Source organism: Streptomyces sp. NPDC091682, assembly GCF_044756625.1.
In the GTDB taxonomy this organism is placed as follows: domain Bacteria; phylum Actinomycetota; class Actinomycetes; order Streptomycetales; family Streptomycetaceae; genus Streptomyces.
This window is the reverse complement of record NZ_JBIVTH010000001.1, coordinates 356,266-373,297: the sequence shown is the minus strand read 5'-3', so window position 1 is coordinate 373,297 and position 17,032 is coordinate 356,266. Positions and strand designations below refer to the sequence as shown.

Here is a 17,032-nt window from a genome sequence, read left to right as displayed (position 1 = left end):
TGACGGGCCGTCAGTGGTCCTGGGCCGTTGTTGCGACTTCTTCGGCGCGCACGCTCAGCAGATGGTGGATGTCGGAGAGTTCGCCCCGGCCAGGGCTGTTGAAGTTCTTGATGCCGGAGCGGATCCTGTCGAGGGCCGCCGCGCCACGTTCGTCGTCGCGCAGGGCGAGTCCGGCGGCGGCTTTGAGCCTGGCGTCGAAGTCCGGGTCCGCCAGGTGTGCGGCGAAGACGGCGCGTAGTTCCGGGGTGTCGAGGGCGGATGTGGCGAGTTTGCTGAGCGCGTTCGTTCGGGTCGTCGGCTCGGGGTCGTCGGCCAGGCGAGTCAGGGCTGCGAGGACTTCTTCATGCTGGTCCGTGTTGGTGTGGAGCACCGCGGAGACGGTCCTCCGGACGCGCGGGTCGGCGTGATCGGCGTGGGCCAGGATCGCCGGGATCACGTCGACGGAGGAGTAGGAGCAGAGGGCGACGATGACGATGGCGAGGGTGCGGGGGTCCTGTTCGCTGTCCAGTAGTGGGTCACATCCACGTCCCAGTGGACCAGATGGTCGACGACCCTCTCGCGTCCGGCCCTCACGGCAGCGGCCAGCAGGGCCACGGCATCATCACCGGCCCAGTCGTCCGCGGTGGCGTCCCACAGGAGTTCGAGTACAGCGTCGTCGTCTTCGCGCTCGACGGCAGCCAGCAGCAAGGTCAGATCCACCGGTCGATCGTGCCTCCATGCGGGACAGTGACACGAACGAATTTTCGACCGACCCGAGCGCTGTTCACGGCTTCCGCGGGGGCGGGTCGCCGGTGAACCGCATCGCGCCGCCGCCCGCGCCGTCTCACGTACGGCATCTGGTCAGTCACCCGGCGTCAGATCTATGGTGAGGCAATGACGGCACACAGTTCGGGGGCGCCCGGCGACGTGGAGCGGGGCGAGTCGGGGACGACGGACGTGGTGCTGCGGGCGGGCGGCGCCTCCTGGCTCACCGTGCCGCGCTCGATGGGGAGCGCCGCGCTGACCGCGCTCGGTACGGGCCTTCTCGGGCTCGCCCTCGTCCTGCCGGTGGCGGCGATCATGCTCTTCTCCGGCGCCGGCTGGGCCGCGGTGGGGGTGGTGGCCCTCTGGATGGTGTCCGCAGCCGTCGCGGCGGGCTTCGCAGGGGCACTGGCCGTGGACTGCTTCCAGGTGTACCGGATCAGGTTCTCCGCCGTCGGCGATCCCTCCGCGGTGTGCCTGGTGCGCGGCCTGGGGAGCGGTCCGTGGCGGCCGGTGGAGGAGCCGGACCGGCTGCGCCTGGAGCAGGAGATCGAGGAGCCGTACGCCGGGGACCCCCGCCCCGCCACCCGCGTGCTCACGCTGCGCCTGATCCGGGACGACTCCGACGTCTGCAGGGCCGTCCTCCCGCCGGACACCGACGCCCGACGGCTCCTCGCGGCTTTGGAACAGGCCCTGGGTCCGGCCGTCCTGCTCGAACTCCACGTCAAGCGCACCACCCGACCCGCACCCCGGCGGCACCCCGGTACCCGCAACCGCGGCCGGGGCGGGCCCTCCGGCTTCGGCATCAGTGGTGCCGGGGGCTACAGCTGCGGCGGCGGCAGCGGATGTGGGGGCGGCGGCTAGGCCGTCTCTTCCGGATCAGGCCGGCCCAGGCCTGATCCGGAAGCAGCGCCCTAGCGGATACCGGACCGTACGCGGACCCCGGGGACCTCGCGGACCGCGGGGGCCTTGCGGACCTCACGGCTCCTGGGGACCTCACGGATCTCGGGGGCCTCGGGGGCCTCGGGGGCCTCTGCCACCGTGTTCGGCAGCGCCCCCGGGCGGTCCTGCTCGAAGGTTCGGAGCAGGTCCGCCGCCACGCTCACCGCGATCGTGGCAGGTTCCTTGCCGGTGATCTCGGTGATGCCGATCGGGGTCTTGATCCGGTCGATCGTGGCGGCGTCGTGGCCGCCCTCGGTGGCCAGGCGCTTGCGGAACCGCACCCACTTGGCGGCCGAGCCGATCAACCCGATCGAGCCGAGACCGGTGGTGCGCAGGGCGGCGTCGCACAGCGCGGCGTCCTCGGCGTGATCGTGGGTCATGATCAGGACGTGGGCGCCGGGCGGCAGCTCCGCGAGCACCTCCTCCGGAAGCAGCGGTGCGTGGTGCACGTGGATCTGCGCCACCGCATCCGCGAGCACACCGAGTCGTTCCTCGGTGAGCATGTCGGAGCGGGTGTCGATCAGGTGCAGATCGAGGTTGTGGCGGGCCAGGATGCGGGCCAGCTCCAGTCCGACGTGCCCGACGCCGAAGACGGCCACCGCCTGGACCACCGGCAGCGGTTCGAGGAGCAGACTGACGGCGCCGCCGCAGCACTGCACGCCGTGGGGTCCGATGACCTTGTCGTTGAGGGCGAACTCCATCAGTTCCGGCTCGGGGTCGGGCTCGACGTTCAGCTGGCGGGCCCGGTCGATGGCGACGGCCTCGATGTTGCCGCCGCCGATCGACCCCCAGGTCTCGGTCTGCCCCACGACGAGTTTGGCACCGGCCCCACGGGGCGCGTGGCCGCGCACGGTCGCGACGGTCACGAGCACGCCGGGCTCCCGGCGTGCTCGCAACCGCGTGACCGCGGCGATCCAGGTCATGTCAGGCATTGCTCAAAGCGCTCGTGTCGGTTCGGATCTCGCTGCCGCCCAGAGCGTCGCCGTTGCCGCCCCGCACGTCGACGTTCTGCTCGCGGGCCGCTTCGATCGCCCAGTAGACGGCTTCCGGGGTCGCGGGGGCGGCGAGCTCCACACTGACCCCGGCGGGCCCGAACGCAGCGGCGGCCTGCCGCAGCGCCTCGCGCACGCAGAACGCCAGCATCAGCGGGGGCTCACCGACCGCCTTGGACCCGTACACCGCGCCCTCCTCGGTGGCGTTCTCCATGAGCGTGACGTTGAACTCGGCGGGCATCTCCGAAAAGCTCGGCAGCTTGTAGGTGCTCGCGGCCTGGGTCAGCAGCCGGCCCCGGTTCGGCCCGTCGCTGGTGTCCCAGCGCATGTCCTCCAGCGTCAGCCAGCCCGCCCCCTGCACGAAACCGCCCTCGACCTGACCGATGTCGATCATCGGGGACAGGCTGTCGCCGACGTCGTGCACGATGTCCACCCGGCGGATGCGGTACGCGCCGGTGAAGCCGTCCACCTCCACCTCGGCCGCGGCGGCGCCGTAGGAGAAGTACTTGAACGGCGAGCCCCGGAAGGCCTTCGCGTCCCAGTGCAGCCCCTCGGTCCGGTAGTAACCGGCCGCCGACAGCTGAACGCGCTGGAAGTACGCGGTGTGCACCAGGTCGTCCCAGGCCAGCTCCTTGTCGCTGCCCAGGGTGCGGGCGACACCGTCGACGATGCGCACGTCGGAGGCGTTCGAACCCAGCTGGCTGGCGGCCACCTGCAGCAGCCGCGCGCGCAGCTGCTCGCAGGCGTTCTTCACCGCGCCACCGTTGAGGTCCGCCCCGGAACTGGCGGCAGTCGCGGAGGTGTTGGGCACCTTGTCGGTGCGCGTGGGGGCGAGGCGCACCTTGTGCAGCGGGATGCCCAGCGTGGTCGCGGCCACCTGCAGCATCTTGGTGTGCAGGCCCTGGCCCATCTCGGTGCCGCCGTGGTTGATCAGGACGGAGCCGTCCTTGTAGATCAGCACCAGTGCGCCGGCCTGGTTGAAGGCCGTGAGGTTGAACGAGATGCCGAACTTGATGCCGGTGATCGCCAGCGCCCGCTTGGTGTGCGGGTGCGCGGCGTTGAAGGCGGCGATCTCGCGCTTGCGGTCGGCGACGCCGCCGTTCTCCTCGACCTGCTGCCAGACGCCGGCGATCCGTTCCGCCTGCGGGACCGGCTGGCCGTACGGCGTCGATTGACCGAGACCCGGCTGGTAGAAGTTGCGCTTGCGCAGCTCCATCGGGTCCAGGCCGAGCAGCGGCGCGACCCGGCCCAGGATGTCCTCGATCACCAGCATGCCCTGCGGTCCGCCGAAGCCGCGGAAGGCCGTGTTGGAGACCTTGTTGGTCTTGGCGATGCGACCGGCGACCCGCGCGTTGGGAATCCAGTACGTGTTGTCGATGTGGCACAGCGCGCGGGCGCAGACCGGCTCCGACAGGTCCAGGCTCCAGCCGCCGTCCGCGGTCAGCGTGGCGTCCAGCGCCTGGATGCGGCCGTCGGCGTCGAAGCCGATCTTCCAGTCGGCGTGGAACCCGTGCCGCTTGCCCGACATCGTCAGGTCCTGGGTGCGGTTGAGCCGCACCCGGACCGGCCGGCCGGTCAGCTTGGCGCCCAGCGCGGCGATGGCCGCGAAGCCGTGCGGCTGCATCTCCTTGCCGCCGAAGCCGCCGCCCATCCGCAGGCACTGCACGGTCACCTCGTGGCTGTGCAGACCGAGGACGTGCGCGACGATCTCCTGGGTCTCCGAGGGGTGCTGGGTGCTGCTCTGGATGAACACCTGCTCGGCCTCGTCGATGTAGGCCAGCGCGGCGTGCGTCTCGAGGTAGAAGTGCTCCTGGTCGGAGAACTGGAACTCGCCGGTGAACACGTGCGCCGAGTCGGCGAAGCCGGCGTCGACGTCACCGGTCACCATCACGGGCCGGGCGCCGTGGAAGCTCTCGGCCGCGATCGCTTCCTTCAACGTGATCACGGAGGGCAGTTCGTCGAGTTCCACCTCGACGGCCGCCGCACCGAGCCGGGCCGCCTCCAGGGTCTCGCCGAGCACCCAGGCGACCGCGTGGCCGTGGAACATGACCTCGTCGGGGAAGAGGGGCTCGTCGTGCTTCATGCCGGCGTCGTTGACGCCGGGCACGTCGGCGACGGTCAGTACGCGGACCACGCCGGGCACGGCGAGCGCCGGCCCGGTGCGCAGCGCGGTGATCCTGCCCCGGGTCTTCATGACCTGGACCGGGTAGGCGTGCAGCGTGTCCTTGGTGCGGTACACCAGGTCATCGGTGTAGAGCGCGGTGCCGGTGACGTGCAGCACGGCACTCTCGTGCGGCATGGAGACGCCGACCACAGGCTTCTCGGGACGCTCGGACAAATGGCTCATGAAGACACCGCCTCGGTGGTGTGCGCGTGCAGCTTCAGCAGGCTCTGGCCGAGCATGGCTGAACGGTAGACGGAACTGGCGCGGTGGTCGCTCATCGGCGTGCCCTCGCCCCGCAGCACCCGGGCCGCGGCTTCGACGGTCTCCGCCGTCCATGCCCTGCCTTCCAGGGCGGACTCGGTGCTCAGGGCGCGGATCGGCGTGGCGGCCACGCCGCCCAGCCCGATGCGTGCCTTGCGGACGATCCCGCCCTCGATGTCGAGCGCGAAGGCGATCGCCACGCTGGAGATGTCGTCGAAGCGCCGCTTGGCGATCTTGTGGAAGGCCGTGACCGGCGACAGCGGCAGCGGGATGCGCACCGCCCGGATCAGCTCGCCGGGACGGCGCACGCTCTGCCGGTAGCCGGTGAAGTAGTCGGCCAGCGGGACCTCGCGCTCACCATCGGCATCGGTGAGCAGCAGAGATGCCTCGAGGGCGAGGAGCACCGGCGGGCTGTCACCGATGGGGGAGCCCGTACCCAGATTGCCGCCGAGCGTCGCACTGTTGCGGATGAGCCGGGAAGCGAACTGCGGGAACAGCTCTGCCAGCAGCGGGACGCTACCGTCGAGGCGGCGTTCGATCTCGGTGAGCGTCTGCGCCGCCCCGATGTCGACGTAGTCGGATTCGACGCTCAGCGACCGCAGTTCGGGCAGTCGGTCGACGGCGACCACGCAACGCGCCCGGCGGGAGCGGATGTTGACCTCCACGCCCCAGTCGGTGCTGCCGGCGACCACCACGGCTTCGGGCCGTTCGCGCAGCAGCTCGAGCGCTTCGGTGAGGGTGCTCGGCCGGAGGAACGTGCTGTCGTCCCGGGTGTAGACCGTGGCGGCGGGTTCGGGCGGGGACTGCTCGCGACGCTGCGCCAGGGGGTCGTCCTCGGTGGGCGCACCGACGGCGAAGGCGGCATCGCGAATCGGTCGGTAGCCGGTGCAGCGGCACAGGTTTCCGCTCAGCGAGTGCAGGTCGAAGCCGTTCGGACCGTGCTCGGTGTCGCTGGCGTCGGCCGGCTCCGCGTGCGCGCAGCGGTCGGGCCGGTAGTACTCGGAGGCCATGCTGCAGATGAACCCCGGTGTGCAGTAACCGCATTGGGAACCGCCACGGACCGCCATCTCCTCCTGCACCGGGTGCAGCGTGGGCGGCTTACCGGGTTCGCCGACCGTGGCGAGACCTTCGGAGGTGATGATCTCCTGGCCGTCGAGTGCCGCGGCCGGCACCAGACAGGCGTTGACCGCCACCCAGTCGGTGGGCTTGTTCACGCCGGGCCGGGCCACCAGGACCGAACAGGCGCCGCACTCACCCTCGGCACAGCCCTCCTTGGTACCGGTGAGGCCGCGCTCGCGCAGGAGATCCAGCACCGTGGTGTGCGGTGCAGCCGGTGAAAGCGGTGTTTCTTTCCCGTTGACCGTGATCCGCGCCGCTACCATGGCACATCCTCATTTCGGTGCATGGTCGAGCTGATTATGCTAGTAGCCATTTCAGGGGCTTTCTATTTCGCTGGCGCAACTCGGGAGAACCCCGGGGCGCGACTCGGCACGCGACGACGTGCCGCAGGCGGTGTGAGAAATCGAAAGATGCCGGGGCCACAGAAGGGCGCGCCGGAGAAGAGGGCTGTTCAGCAGCCGTGTGCTACGAGACCCGGAGTCCAGGCGACCTGATGGGCGGGGCGGTGCAGTTCGGAGATGATCGACATCCGACTCCGCCTCCTTCCATCAGCTCACGGTCCGGTCCGCTCGAACTTACGTTGCCGCAGGTCCATCGGTCAAGCCGCCGTGCGGAGACCATTTCGGGCCCGCGGAAAGTCGGGTCGAGAGCGGGTGGCGGCGCGAGGCCGGATCCGGCAGATCGAGCAGCTGATCGGAACCCGGCGCGCCGTCCGGTCGGCGGCGCCGGAGCCCCGTGCCGTTCATCTCGATCTCGAACGAGTGTCCAGGCGCGCGGAGCTCGGCGCGCGGCGATGAGCGGCGAATACCTCCTCGGCCCCCGGTGACCGCCCGGATCCGGGCGGTCACCGCAGTCGCCGCCATCATCGGCGCCCCCGGGGGTACGGCCCGTGACGATCCGGGCCCAGCCGGGCAGGCAGGGCCGGGATCGCAGCGGAGGCCGTGCCCGGGATCGCCGTCTGTTGAGCGAGCCCGTGGCTCCTGCGCGATCGTTTGCTTCAAGGGCAGAAACGATCATGCATGCCACGGGCCCGCCGGTCGCTCCTTCCCGCACGGAACGCCACGGGACGCGGCCCGGCGGAACGTACCGCTCGAGCTTCACGGTTCCTCAGGACCGTGCTCGGCGGATCAGGCCTGCGGCAGTTGGCCGACGGTCGACCGACGGCCCCCGTAGGAGGCGACCAACGCATCCGCCACGACGGCCGCGTCCGCGTCGGCCACGTCCGCCGGGTACTCCGGCAGCAAGTCGTCCCACACGACCATCCACGAACCGTACAGTTGGGCTTGCCCCTCGGGGCGGGCGAAGAACCAGACGTGCAGATGGGCGCCACCGTCTCCGAGGCGATGGACGTGGGCCCGCGCGATGTGCGGCAGGGCCTGCACGTGGCGGGCGATGTGGGTGGTGAGCACCCCGAGTTCGGCCGCCAGTTCGTCGGGCAGGTCCGCGAGGTCGAAGTGATCGCGTGGCAGCAGCATCAGCACCAGAGGGACGCCGACTCCCGTGATCCGGGTGAGCCGCCAGCGGTCGTTGAGCCAGATCCCTTCGTCCCGGCTGCGGCACGCGTTGCAGTCCGACGGGTCCTCGCCGTGCCGCGCCGGTTCCGGCAGGACCGGCGGGTGTAGCGGCGCGACGCGTAGCCCGTCCGGCTCGAACGGGCTGATCTCCCACCCCGTCATACGGGCTAGTGGCAGCCGTCGTTCACCGTCGGCAGCGGTACGTGCGCGCGCGTAGAACTCGTCAGGTCGCAGGGCCATGATCAAAGACTACTGTTGTTCGACGGAAACCAGTACCCGCATATACGCAGCGTCACCATCCGTCGGACCCGCGGGCACCTTCGCACCACTCGCTTCGAAGGCCTTGTTCGGTACGCGCCGTGAACTCGGCCGTGAACTCGGCTGCTTTCTATGAGGGTTAAGGGCAGATCAACTAAACCTTAAAGGTGCCTTGGGTCTCCTCGCCACGCGTCGAGCAAGACCGGCGGTAGGAGTGCCGTACACCTTTCGCCCTCCATTGGCCTCGGGGTCGTGACCTGCTTCTTTGCTCGTATCCCCCCGAGTCACGCGCCCTGTTGTGAGGGGCGGTGCAGCGCCCCAAACCTCCTCGCGGCCCGATTAGTAAAAAGGCAACAGGTCTGAACTCGCCCGGGAATTCGGCCGTATGCAGGACGTCAGGGGGGCAACGTCCATCGGATCGAGGAGTGTCGAGTGTCCAGGAAACGGACCATGAGTCTCAAGAAGAAGTTCGTGCTCTCTACCGTCGCCGGAGCCCTGGTGATCGGCGGGGTCGCCGCCACGGTGGCGATCGGCAATGCCGCCGTCCCCGACGTCGTGTGTCAGGGGTCGACGGTGACGTTGTCGGGTGAGGCGGGTGCGCCGGCGGCGTCTAGTGGGACGTTTCCGGTGGGGACGAAGTTGAAGGTGACGAATCTCGACAACGGTCAGTCGACGACGGTGGCGGTGAACGGTCCGTCGGGTAGTTGTGTGCTGCTGAACAATGCGGCGTTCGAGAAGGTGCGGGAGCCGGGGAAGAACTTGATTCGGCGGGCGCGCATCGAGCGGGTGGGTGGTGGTGATGCGGCGGCTCCGGCTGCGCCGGCCGCGGGTGCGGCGGGTGTGCAGGTGCCGCCGGCGACCGGTGAGGTGGTGTGTCAGGGGTCGACGGTGACGTTGTCGGGTGAGGCGGGTGCGCCGGCGGCGTCCAGTGGGACGTTCCCGGTGGGGACGAAGTTGAAGGTGACGAACCTCGACAACGGTCAGTCGACGACGGTGACGGTGAACGGTCCGTCGGGTAGCTGTGCGCTGCTGAACAATGCGGCGTTCGAGAAGGTGCGGGAGCCGGGCAAGAACCTGATCCGGCGGGCGCGCATCGAACGCGTGGGCTGAGCGACCGGAGCCCGTTCGGATCACCGAACTACGGCGGGGCACGGCGCACGCCGTCCCCGCCGTAGCGTCGAGCCGTCGACGACCGCCCTGGCGCCGCAAGCTCCTGCACGGCGAGTGGACAGGGGCGGACAGGACTGAGCGGTCATCGTCCCCGCCCGGCATGGATAGTGGACACCGTCCGCGTCGAGTCTGTGCGTCATGAACCTTGGACGCACGAAGGGCGGGACCGCCGCCCCACCCCGCCAGGGGGCCGCGCTCGCGGCCCTGGCCGCAGCGCAGTTCACCGTGATGCTGGCCACCTCGATCGTGAACGTGGCGCTCCCGCAGATCCGGTCCGGAGCGGGCCTGTCGGACGGCGGGACCACCTGGGTGGTCAATGCCTACGGCCTGGCGTTCGGCGCGCTGCTGTTGGCCGGGGGCCGGGCAGGTGACCTGCTCGGCCGCCGCCGGGTGCTGCTGGCCGGCCTCGCGGTGTTCGCGGGGGCCTCGCTGGCTGCGGGGCTGGCCCAGTCTGCGGGCCTGCTGATCGCCGCCCGAGCCGTGCAGGGCGTCGGCGCCGCAGCCGTCGCCCCCGCCGCGCTCGCCCTCGCGATGAACCTGTTCCCTTTCGGCCCCGGCCGCGGACGCGCCCTGGGCGTGTGGGGCGCCGTCTCCGGTGCCGGGGGAGCGGGTGGCGTGTTGCTGGGCGGTGTGCTCACCCAGGCGTGGGGCTGGCCCTGGATCTTCCACTCGGTGGCACTCGGAGCGGCGGCCGTGCTGGTCGCCGTGGCGACGCTCGTGCCCCGGGCCGCCGATCGTGGATCCGGGCGGTTCGATCTGTTGGGTACTGCGACCGTCACCCTCGCCCTCACCTGTCTGGTCTGGGCACTGACCACCGCACGCGCCGCCGGCTGGACGGACGCCGGGGTGCTGGCCGCCCTCTTGGGGGCCTTCGTGCTGCTCGTCCTCTTCGCCCTGGTCGAACGTCGCCGGCCGGACGCCCTGATCCCGCCCAGGCTGTTCTCGACCGGCCGGGTCGCCGCGGGCAATCTACTGATGGCGCTGCTGGGGTCCGTGTGGATAGCCCTGTTCTTCTTCCTGCCGCTCTACCAGCAACAGGTCCTCGGAATGAGCCCGCTGGCCACCGGTGCGGGCCAACTCCCGCTCACCGTGGCGAACATGCTCGGCGCGGTCCTGGCACCCCGCATCTCGGGCCGCATCGGCGCCACGGCGACCGTCACCGCCGCCCTGCTGACCGAGGCCGCGGGTCTGCTGTGGCTGTCGTGGATGCGGGCGGACGGGAGCTACCTCGTCGATGTCTTCGGGCCGAGCGTCCTGATCGGACTGGGCCTGAGCATCGCCTTCGTCCAACTCACCGCGCTCGCCGTGGACGGCGTACCGCGCCAGGACGCGGGCCTCGCCGGCGGACTGGTGAACACCACCCGACAGGTCGGCGGCGCGATCGGACTCGCCGCCCTGGCCACCCTGGCCGGCTCCGTCACCACCCACGCCCCCACCGACCAGCCCCCGCTGGAAGCCCTCACCACGGGATACCAAGCCGCCTTCACCGCCTCCGCAGCAGTCCTCACCGCCACCGCACTCCTCGCACCGCTCCTCACCCGCTCGTCCCGGCGCGCCCGCCGCCCCCGCTGCCCCGTCCCGCCCCGTACGTCCGCATCCCCTGCACCGCCCCAACAGGGCCGAGCGGCCGACCGGGCACCCGCCTCCTGATCCGCGCCAAGACCCGATAAGGGCTCATAAGAGCCGATGAAGGCCGATAGGGCCCGATGGGAACCGGCGGCGACGTCCGTGCACGCCCTCGACCAGAGGTCCAGTGGCCACGACCAGTTGCTCGCCGCCCCGCCACCGCCACCCACCCCTGATGGAGGTCTCCACCATGTCCGGCCCCGCAACCGTTCTGCCGCCCGCCGCCCATGCCCGCCCCGCCGGTCGCCCGCGCGAGGTCGACAACCGCGCGGCCTACCTCAGCTTCGGACTCGCCTACCTACTCGGCCACGGCGCCGCCGCAGCTTCCGAGGGCGCTGCCCCCTTGCTCGACCTGCCCGGCTGGCTCCCCGTGACGCTGCTCGGAGGCGGACTCGCGGCCGGCATCGCCTTGACCACAGCCGCCGCCCTGCGGGCGCAGCGAGGAGCCACCCCACCGGAGATCCTCTCCGGCAAGCTGCTCGGCGCCGCCTGGATCACCGCCTTCACCGCCCTGTTCCTCGCCATCACCGGCCTCACCTCCGTGCTCGACCAGCCCGAACTCCAGTCCGTCCTCTGGCCCGCCGGATCCGGTCTGATCGTCGGGCTGCTCTACCTCGCCGAGGGCGCCGTACGCCGCAACCTGCTGCACTACGGCCTCGGCACCTGGCTCGCCCTGACCTCCACCGCGGCCCTCTGGCTCACCGCGCCCACCTTCTACGGGGTCCTGGCCGTCGCGGGCGGCGGCGCCTACGCCCTCGCCGCAGCCCTCGAACACCGCCGCCTCCGCTTCCTCGGGGCACACCACCGCGCCTGATGCTCGGCCCCTTCGCCCGTCAGGGTCGCAAGCCGGCCCGCCTGAGGGCGATCTCGGAGAGGTCGGCGATGACTTGCTGGTCCCCGCGCCGCCAAGCGTCAGCGAGACCGCCCGGAGGCGCGGGGAGCGCCGCGAGGTCGCCCAGCCGGCCGGTGAGGGCGCGCAGAGCCAGCAGGTCGGCGCCTCCGGGTGCGTCGAGGAGGCGCCGCATGGTGCTGCTGCGCCGGATCCAGCGCAGGCGAGCGGGGAACCAGAGCAGCAGGACGACGGCCACCGGCACCACGATCAAGGCCAGTGTGGTCAAGGTGGCGACCTGGCTGACGGCGTCCTGCAGCGACTGTCCGGCGTCGGCGATCCCGGTACTGGCATCGGCCGCGGACTGGAGGGGCTTCTTCAGGAGGTCGCCGACGAACGGCACGTTCGAGGCCGCGTCACCGGCGTTGTCGAGTTCGGTGGCGAGGCTGTCGCCCGAGCTTTCGACCCTCCGCCCCGGTTCGGTCAGCAGCATGATGGCTCCGTGCACGGCCAGGGCGAACCTCACGGCGGCGGCCACCAGGACCACGGCGATCAGGTCCGCGAGGATCTGACGGTTCCGACGTGCTGGAGTCTGTGCGTAGAGGCGCATCGGCGGGCTCCCGTTCGGGTCAGACGACGAGGAGGACCGGCCCCGCCCGGTGGGGCTCGGCCGGTCGATCGACCGTACGCCGGACTCGACCTCCGCACCGGTCTCTGTGGACGGACGTCCACCACGCGACGCCTGGTCGGCGCACCGGGACCGGCAAACGGCTTCCCGCGTCCGCGTCGCCGTCGCCGTCGCCGTCGCCGTCGCCGTCGCCGTCGCCGTCGCCGTCCCCGTCGCCGTCGTCGTCGGACGGGACGCGCACCGCAGCGGCGTCAGCGGACACGTTCACCTGCCCGGAGGCCGCACCCGGGGAACGACGCGTTGGCCCCGTACGGCGTCCCGCGCCCGTACCTCAAGAAGAGGGGCCGGTGACCGGAAGGGCCCCGATGCCGCCCTCGTGGTCGACCGCGAGGGCACCGGCAGGGCAGACTCTGAGGAGAAGGAAAGGGGCAGGCGATGACCGCACAGCCGATTCACCGGCACGAGCCGGAGCGGGTTCCGCGCAATGCGAGGGGCATCGCCGACGCGCTGACACAGGAGGCCGCGAAGGAGTTCTACGCCGAACTCCTGGCCGCCCGGCCCGAAGAGGCGAAGGGCGTACTGCTGCGCTGGTGGGGCCGCGCGATGCTCGAATCCGATCCGGGCCGGCAGCGCCGGGTCGAAGCCGCACTCGCGGGAACGGTTCCCACGATCGCCGTGCAGGACATGCTCGACCGGCGGCGGGCGGCGGGACTGCCCGTTGAATGAGGCCGTGGACGACGGCCCGGAGGGCTTGCCGTGCGTGCTGTCCGAGGACGTCACCGCCTTCATGACCGACCCGACGCTGCCGATCTGGGCGATGGGCCCGATCGTGGCCGCGATGGTGGAGATCGGCGAGACCAGGGGACTCGTCGCCGCGAGCACGGCGGCGGAAGACTGGCCGGAGTGCCGGCTCCTGCCGCTCGGTGAAGACGGGGCGCTCGGCATCATCGAGTACGTGATCGCCAAGGACGCCGTCCCACCGCAGGTGATCGTCACCCGCATCCTGCTGTACTGAACGACCTCGTAGCGCCGGCCGACGATGCGCCACACCCGCCCGTGGAGCCCCCGGAGCATACCCCCTCCGGGGCCCGGACATCCCGTGCGCCGCGACCCTCGTGGCCCCGGCGGCGGCTGCGCCGTACGGATGGACTCGGGCCGTACGGCAGCCGGTACGGGGTCTCGCTGCGCGGGGCGGCCTACCTTCGCACTGCTCGACCACCCTCCACGAAAGGCAGTACTCGTGCGATCGATCCGCCCCGCCCTGACCGCTCTCGCCGCCGGTGGCATCCTCTTGGCGGGCGCGTCCGCCGCCTCTGCCGACGACGCCTTCACCGTCTACGCACCGGTCAGCAACACGTACTCGATCGTCTTCGGTGACCTGAGCCAGGTGGCCGGTGACGACGTCTTCAACGCCGGCCACGACAACACCGTCGGCTCCCACAACGGTGCGGCGCCGGCCGGTGACATCGGCATGGCTGACGTCCCCGGGACCCAGATCCTGAGCAACGAGGCCCTGATGCAGCGGGCCGCCGGTCAGTGGACCGGAAGCATCATCGGCAAGTAGCCACCGGCAGTTCCCGGGGCGCGGGCCGTCACCTCCCAGCAGGGGTGGCGGCCGTTCCCGTTCTCCGCGGCGGATCCGGCATCGACGACTGCGGCCGATCGGTCATTCCCAAAAAACTTCTGCAAAAATACTTTTGGAGATCTTCTGAGGGGCTCTAACCTCCCTACATGGTCAGCGAAGAGCACAGACGCGTACTCGACCCCGAGCGGGACGCCGCAGCCCTGAAGGCCCTCACGCACCCGTTGCGCATCCGGCTGCTCGGGTTGTTGAGGCAGGACGGCCCGGCCACTGCGACTGAACTCGGGGTCAAGGCCGGGGAGTCGTCCGCTTCCACCAGCTATCACCTGCGGGTCCTGGCGAAGCACGCGTTCGTCGCCGAGGCCGATCACCGAGACGGCCGGGAGCGACGCTGGCGGGCGGTGCACTCCGCGACCGCCTGGAGCAACGAGTCGATGGAATCCTCCCCGGGCAGCCGTGCCTTGCTCAACCTGTCCCGCAGGGCCCAGATCGAGCACCTGGAGGCTTCCCTCGTCCGGCACGAGGCCGACATCGCCGACGGACGGCTGCCGCAGGAGTGGGTGGAGCCCTCCGGGATCAGCGACCTGATGCCCCGTCTGACAGCCGGATCGCTCGCCGAACTCCGGGAGGCGTTCTACCTCAAGCTCGAAGAACTGGCCGCCCGCGACGCAGGGGATGCCCGCGCGGCGCAGGTCGTGCTCCTCATGGCAGGGCTGGCCCTCGCGCCACGCGACCCCGCCACCGATCCGCACGTCTCGGGCCCCACGCCCACGCCCACGCCAACGGCGACGGCGACAGAGACCGAGACCGAGGACGCGTCGTGACCGGGTCGTTGGACATACCCACCGCACGCCGCCGCTACGTCACGGTCTGCGCGCTCTTCTGGCTGCCACTGGGCCTGAGCCTCGCCCCCCTGATCCTGCTGCTCACCGAGCGCGGCATGACCACGGCGACGATCGCGGGCCTGTTCGCCGCGCACTCGCTGACGGCCGCAGCACTGGAACTGCCCACCGGAGGGCTGGCCGACGTCCTCGGACGCCGCGTCGTCCTGGTGGCCGCCGGCCTGCTGAACCTGACCGCCCTGGTCCTCGTAGGACTCGGCTCTGCTCCCTGGCTGCTCGCGCTGGGCATGGTGCTGATGGGCGCCGGCCGTGCCCTGTCCAGCGGCCCGGCCGAAGCCTGGTACGTCGACACCGTCCACGCGGACTCCGGGCCCGATGCCGATCTGCGCCCCGGCCTGGCCGGCGGATCCTCCGCGACCTCCGCCGCACTCGCCGTGGGAACCCTGCTCGGCGGCGCCCTTCCCTGGCTGCTCGGAGTCGGCCCCGACCTCGGCGCCCGGCTGGGCGAAGCCTCCTCCGGGCTGGTAGTGCCCCTTTCCGTGCCGCTGTTGCTGGGCGCGGCGGTCGAGATCGCCTTTGTGCTGTACGTCTTGACCGCCCTGTCCGAGCCGCCCCGACCACCGGCCGCCCTGCGGGGCGTGCTCCGAGGCATCCCGGCCACCGTCGTGGGCGGACTGCGTCTGGGCGGTCGGGACGTGCTGGTCCGCCGGGTGTTCCTCAGCGCCGGTGCGGCCGGCAGCGCACTGGTCGCGCTCGAGCTGCTCGTACCGGGACGTGCTGCGACGGTCACGGGCGCCTCGGAGTCGGGGGCGGTGCTCTTCGCCGCACTGGCCTGCGCCGGATTCATCTGCTCCGCGTTCGGCAGCCGTCTCGCACCGCTGACCGCCCGATTGGCGGGCAGTGGTGAGCGTGCGGTCATGGTGGGCCTGGGCGCCGGCGCGAGCGGGCTGCTCCTGCTCGGCGCCACAGCGGAGGCCACCGGAGCGGGCGCCCTGGTGCTCTCGGCCGCCGGCTACGGCCTGGTCTACCTCGGGCTCGGCGCGGCGGGACCGAATCAGAACGACGTCCTGCACCGCCGTGTCACCAGTGCCGGCCGGGCCACCGCGCTGTCCGTCCAGTCCCTCGCCCTGCAACTGGTGGGAGCCCTCGCCGGCCTGGTCATCGGGGCCCTCCGGCCGGGACCGGCGCCCTGGCTACTCGGTGGCACCGCACTGCTAGCGGGATCCCTCCTGTGGCTGCGCCGCAGCGTTCCCACACCGCCCACTCCGGAGCCTTCTTCGTTCCCGCGTCGCCCGGACGGAGTGTGGTCCGGGCGCCCGCCCGGCGGCACACTGGAACTCCACGCCCCGCAGCGCCAGGAGTGACGTGCCCGTCCCGATCATCATCGACTGTGACCCCGGACATGACGACGCCCTCGCGATCATGCTGGCCGCCGGGGACCCGGCGGTGGACCTGCTGGCCGTCACCACGGTCGCGGGCAACCAGACCCTCGACAAGACCACGCTCAACGCCCGCCGGGTCTGCACGGTCGCCGGGATCACGGACGTCCCCGTCGCGGCCGGTTGCGACCGGCCGCTCGTCCAGCCGCTCGGCGTGGCCGCTGACGTGCACGGGGTCACCGGACTGGACGGGCCGATGTTCCCGGCTCCCACGGTGGACGTGGTCCCGGAGCACGCCGTGGACCTCATCCACCGACTGCTGGCCGAGCACCCCGAGCCCGTCACCCTCGTCCCGACGGCGCCGCTGACCAACATCGCCCTGCTGTTGCTGCGGTACCCCGAGGACGCCTCCCGCATCCGCGAGATCGTCCTGATGGGCGGTTCGACGGAACGGGGCAACCGGACCCCGGTCGCCGAGTTCAACGTCCTCACCGACCCGGAAGCCGCCGACATCGTCTTCCGCTCGGGGGTGCCGGTCACCATGTGCGGGCTCAACGTCACGCACCAGGCGCTGGCCACCCCCGAAGTGGTGGCCCGCTTCGTGGCCCTCGGTACGCCCCTCGGGCAGACCTGCGCGGACCTGCTGACCTACTTCGGTTCCACGTACCGAGAGTTGTGGGGCTTCGCCAGCCCACCGCTGCACGACCCGGTGGCAGTGGCCCGGGTCATCGATCCCGGGCTGGTGCACTGCGTGGACGCCCGCGTCGACGTTGAGTTGCACGGCCGCTACACGCGCGGTGCCACCGTGGTGGACCTGCACCGTTCCACGGGCCGCCCGGACAACGCGCGCGTGGCCGTGGCCCTGGAGGCCGGGCCGTTCTGGGACCGGATGGTGGCCGCCGTCGAGGTCCTCGGCGCGCGTGCCCACGGGCCGACGCCTCCCTGACGGCCGGCCCTTCCCCGGCCCCGACCGGGCCCCGACCAC

General features: G+C 71.3%; 17 protein-coding genes and 1 pseudogene. 10 read left to right on the top strand and 8 right to left on the bottom strand.

Annotation, left to right across the window (positions count from 1 at the left end; genetic code table 11):
- Nucleotides 1-10: 10 nt before the first annotated feature.
- Together ACIQK6_RS01825 and ACIQK6_RS01820 are read right to left on the bottom strand one after the other, a co-directional pair.
- Nucleotides 11-469: a hypothetical protein gene (locus ACIQK6_RS01825; RefSeq protein WP_402694279.1), complete on the bottom strand. Its 459-nt coding sequence runs from the start codon at nt 467-469 to the stop codon at nt 11-13.
- Nucleotides 433-699, bottom strand: a complete 267-nt coding sequence (locus tag ACIQK6_RS01820; RefSeq protein ID WP_402694109.1) for a hypothetical protein — start codon at nt 697-699, stop codon at nt 433-435. The genes ACIQK6_RS01825 and ACIQK6_RS01820 overlap by 37 nt, the downstream gene beginning before the upstream one ends.
- A gap of 174 nt (nt 700-873) precedes the next feature.
- On the opposite strand from ACIQK6_RS01820, the gene ACIQK6_RS01815 reads away from it, so the two are divergent.
- Nucleotides 874-1,605: a hypothetical protein gene (locus tag ACIQK6_RS01815; RefSeq protein ID WP_402694108.1), complete on the top strand. Its 732-nt coding sequence runs from the start codon at nt 874-876 to the stop codon at nt 1,603-1,605.
- A gap of 200 nt (nt 1,606-1,805) precedes the next feature.
- Here the strand turns inward: ACIQK6_RS01815 and xdhC are convergent.
- The 4 genes and pseudogenes from xdhC to ACIQK6_RS01795 all read right to left on the bottom strand — a co-directional run.
- Nucleotides 1,806-2,606 (bottom strand): annotated as a pseudogene (gene xdhC, locus ACIQK6_RS01810) (xanthine dehydrogenase accessory protein XdhC); the annotation flags it as partial.
- Nucleotide 2,607: 1 nt separating this feature from the next.
- Nucleotides 2,608-5,022, bottom strand: coding sequence for a xanthine dehydrogenase molybdopterin binding subunit (gene xdhB / locus ACIQK6_RS01805; protein WP_329105988.1), 2,415 nt, complete (start codon nt 5,020-5,022; stop codon nt 2,608-2,610).
- On the bottom strand, nt 5,019-6,482 hold the full coding sequence (locus tag ACIQK6_RS01800; protein ID WP_402694107.1) for a xanthine dehydrogenase small subunit: 1,464 nt from the start codon (nt 6,480-6,482) through the stop codon (nt 5,019-5,021). The genes xdhB and ACIQK6_RS01800 overlap by 4 nt, the downstream gene beginning before the upstream one ends.
- An 864-nt stretch (nt 6,483-7,346) precedes the next feature.
- Complete coding sequence (locus ACIQK6_RS01795) at nt 7,347-7,973, bottom strand: hypothetical protein (RefSeq protein ID WP_402694106.1); 627 nt, start codon at nt 7,971-7,973, stop codon at nt 7,347-7,349.
- 468 nt (nt 7,974-8,441) lie between these two features.
- Between ACIQK6_RS01795 and ACIQK6_RS01790 the strand changes: the two genes are divergently transcribed.
- From ACIQK6_RS01790 to ACIQK6_RS01780, 3 genes are all read left to right on the top strand, one after another.
- Nucleotides 8,442-9,101 (top strand): hypothetical protein, encoded by a 660-nt coding sequence (locus ACIQK6_RS01790; RefSeq protein WP_402694105.1) that lies wholly within the window; start codon nt 8,442-8,444, stop codon nt 9,099-9,101.
- 198 nt (nt 9,102-9,299) lie between these two features.
- Complete coding sequence (locus tag ACIQK6_RS01785) at nt 9,300-10,811, top strand: MFS transporter (protein WP_402694104.1); 1,512 nt, start codon at nt 9,300-9,302, stop codon at nt 10,809-10,811.
- A 166-nt stretch (nt 10,812-10,977) separates the two neighbouring features.
- Complete coding sequence (locus ACIQK6_RS01780) at nt 10,978-11,601, top strand: ABC transporter permease (RefSeq protein ID WP_329105999.1); 624 nt, start codon at nt 10,978-10,980, stop codon at nt 11,599-11,601.
- A 19-nt stretch (nt 11,602-11,620) separates the two neighbouring features.
- Here the strand turns inward: ACIQK6_RS01780 and ACIQK6_RS01775 are convergent, their stop codons facing one another.
- Nucleotides 11,621-12,226: a hypothetical protein gene (locus ACIQK6_RS01775; RefSeq protein ID WP_402694103.1), complete on the bottom strand. Its 606-nt coding sequence runs from the start codon at nt 12,224-12,226 to the stop codon at nt 11,621-11,623.
- 19 nt (nt 12,227-12,245) lie between these two features.
- Complete coding sequence (locus ACIQK6_RS01770; protein WP_402694102.1) at nt 12,246-12,506, bottom strand: hypothetical protein; 261 nt, start codon at nt 12,504-12,506, stop codon at nt 12,246-12,248.
- A 173-nt stretch (nt 12,507-12,679) separates the two neighbouring features.
- Here ACIQK6_RS01770 and ACIQK6_RS01765 point away from each other — a divergent pair, with 173 nt between their 5' ends.
- From ACIQK6_RS01765 to ACIQK6_RS01740, 6 genes are all read left to right on the top strand, one after another.
- Nucleotides 12,680-12,970 carry a hypothetical protein gene (locus tag ACIQK6_RS01765; protein WP_329106004.1) on the top strand — a complete coding sequence of 97 codons (291 nt, stop codon included), beginning with the start codon at nt 12,680-12,682 and terminating at the stop codon, nt 12,968-12,970.
- Between the two features lie 4 nt (nt 12,971-12,974).
- Nucleotides 12,975-13,259 (top strand): hypothetical protein, encoded by a 285-nt coding sequence (locus tag ACIQK6_RS01760; protein ID WP_329106006.1) that lies wholly within the window; start codon nt 12,975-12,977, stop codon nt 13,257-13,259.
- Nucleotides 13,260-13,484: 225 nt separating this feature from the next.
- On the top strand, nt 13,485-13,808 hold the full coding sequence (locus ACIQK6_RS01755; protein WP_402694101.1) for a hypothetical protein: 324 nt from the start codon (nt 13,485-13,487) through the stop codon (nt 13,806-13,808).
- A gap of 167 nt (nt 13,809-13,975) precedes the next feature.
- Nucleotides 13,976-14,650 carry a helix-turn-helix domain-containing protein gene (locus ACIQK6_RS01750; RefSeq protein WP_402694100.1) on the top strand — a complete coding sequence of 225 codons (675 nt, stop codon included), beginning with the start codon at nt 13,976-13,978 and terminating at the stop codon, nt 14,648-14,650.
- Nucleotides 14,647-16,032: an MFS transporter gene (locus tag ACIQK6_RS01745; RefSeq protein WP_402694099.1), complete on the top strand. Its 1,386-nt coding sequence runs from the start codon at nt 14,647-14,649 to the stop codon at nt 16,030-16,032. The genes ACIQK6_RS01750 and ACIQK6_RS01745 overlap by 4 nt, the downstream gene beginning before the upstream one ends.
- Before the next feature lies 1 nt (nt 16,033).
- Nucleotides 16,034-16,993: a nucleoside hydrolase gene (locus ACIQK6_RS01740; protein ID WP_402694098.1), complete on the top strand. Its 960-nt coding sequence runs from the start codon at nt 16,034-16,036 to the stop codon at nt 16,991-16,993.
- The last annotated feature ends 39 nt before the right edge of the window (nt 16,994-17,032 follow it).

Excerpts from the sequence above, each read along its gene's own strand:
- ACIQK6_RS01765 (WP_329106004.1), top strand. The coding sequence starts at position 12,680 with ATGACCGCACAGCCGATTCACCGGCACGAGCCGGAGCGGGTTCCGCGC.
- ACIQK6_RS01800 (WP_402694107.1), bottom strand. The coding sequence starts at position 6,482 with ATGGTAGCGGCGCGGATCACGGTCAACGGGAAAGAAACACCGCTTTCA.
- ACIQK6_RS01795 (WP_402694106.1), bottom strand. The coding sequence starts at position 7,973 with ATGGCCCTGCGACCTGACGAGTTCTACGCGCGCGCACGTACCGCTGCC.
- ACIQK6_RS01780 (WP_329105999.1), top strand. The coding sequence starts at position 10,978 with ATGTCCGGCCCCGCAACCGTTCTGCCGCCCGCCGCCCATGCCCGCCCC.
- xdhB (WP_329105988.1), bottom strand. The coding sequence starts at position 5,022 with ATGAGCCATTTGTCCGAGCGTCCCGAGAAGCCTGTGGTCGGCGTCTCC.
- ACIQK6_RS01785 (WP_402694104.1), top strand. The coding sequence starts at position 9,300 with ATGAACCTTGGACGCACGAAGGGCGGGACCGCCGCCCCACCCCGCCAG.
- ACIQK6_RS01775 (WP_402694103.1), bottom strand. The coding sequence starts at position 12,226 with ATGCGCCTCTACGCACAGACTCCAGCACGTCGGAACCGTCAGATCCTC.
- ACIQK6_RS01815 (WP_402694108.1), top strand. The coding sequence starts at position 874 with ATGACGGCACACAGTTCGGGGGCGCCCGGCGACGTGGAGCGGGGCGAG.
- ACIQK6_RS01790 (WP_402694105.1), top strand. The coding sequence starts at position 8,442 with ATGAGTCTCAAGAAGAAGTTCGTGCTCTCTACCGTCGCCGGAGCCCTG.
- ACIQK6_RS01750 (WP_402694100.1), top strand. The coding sequence starts at position 13,976 with ATGGTCAGCGAAGAGCACAGACGCGTACTCGACCCCGAGCGGGACGCC.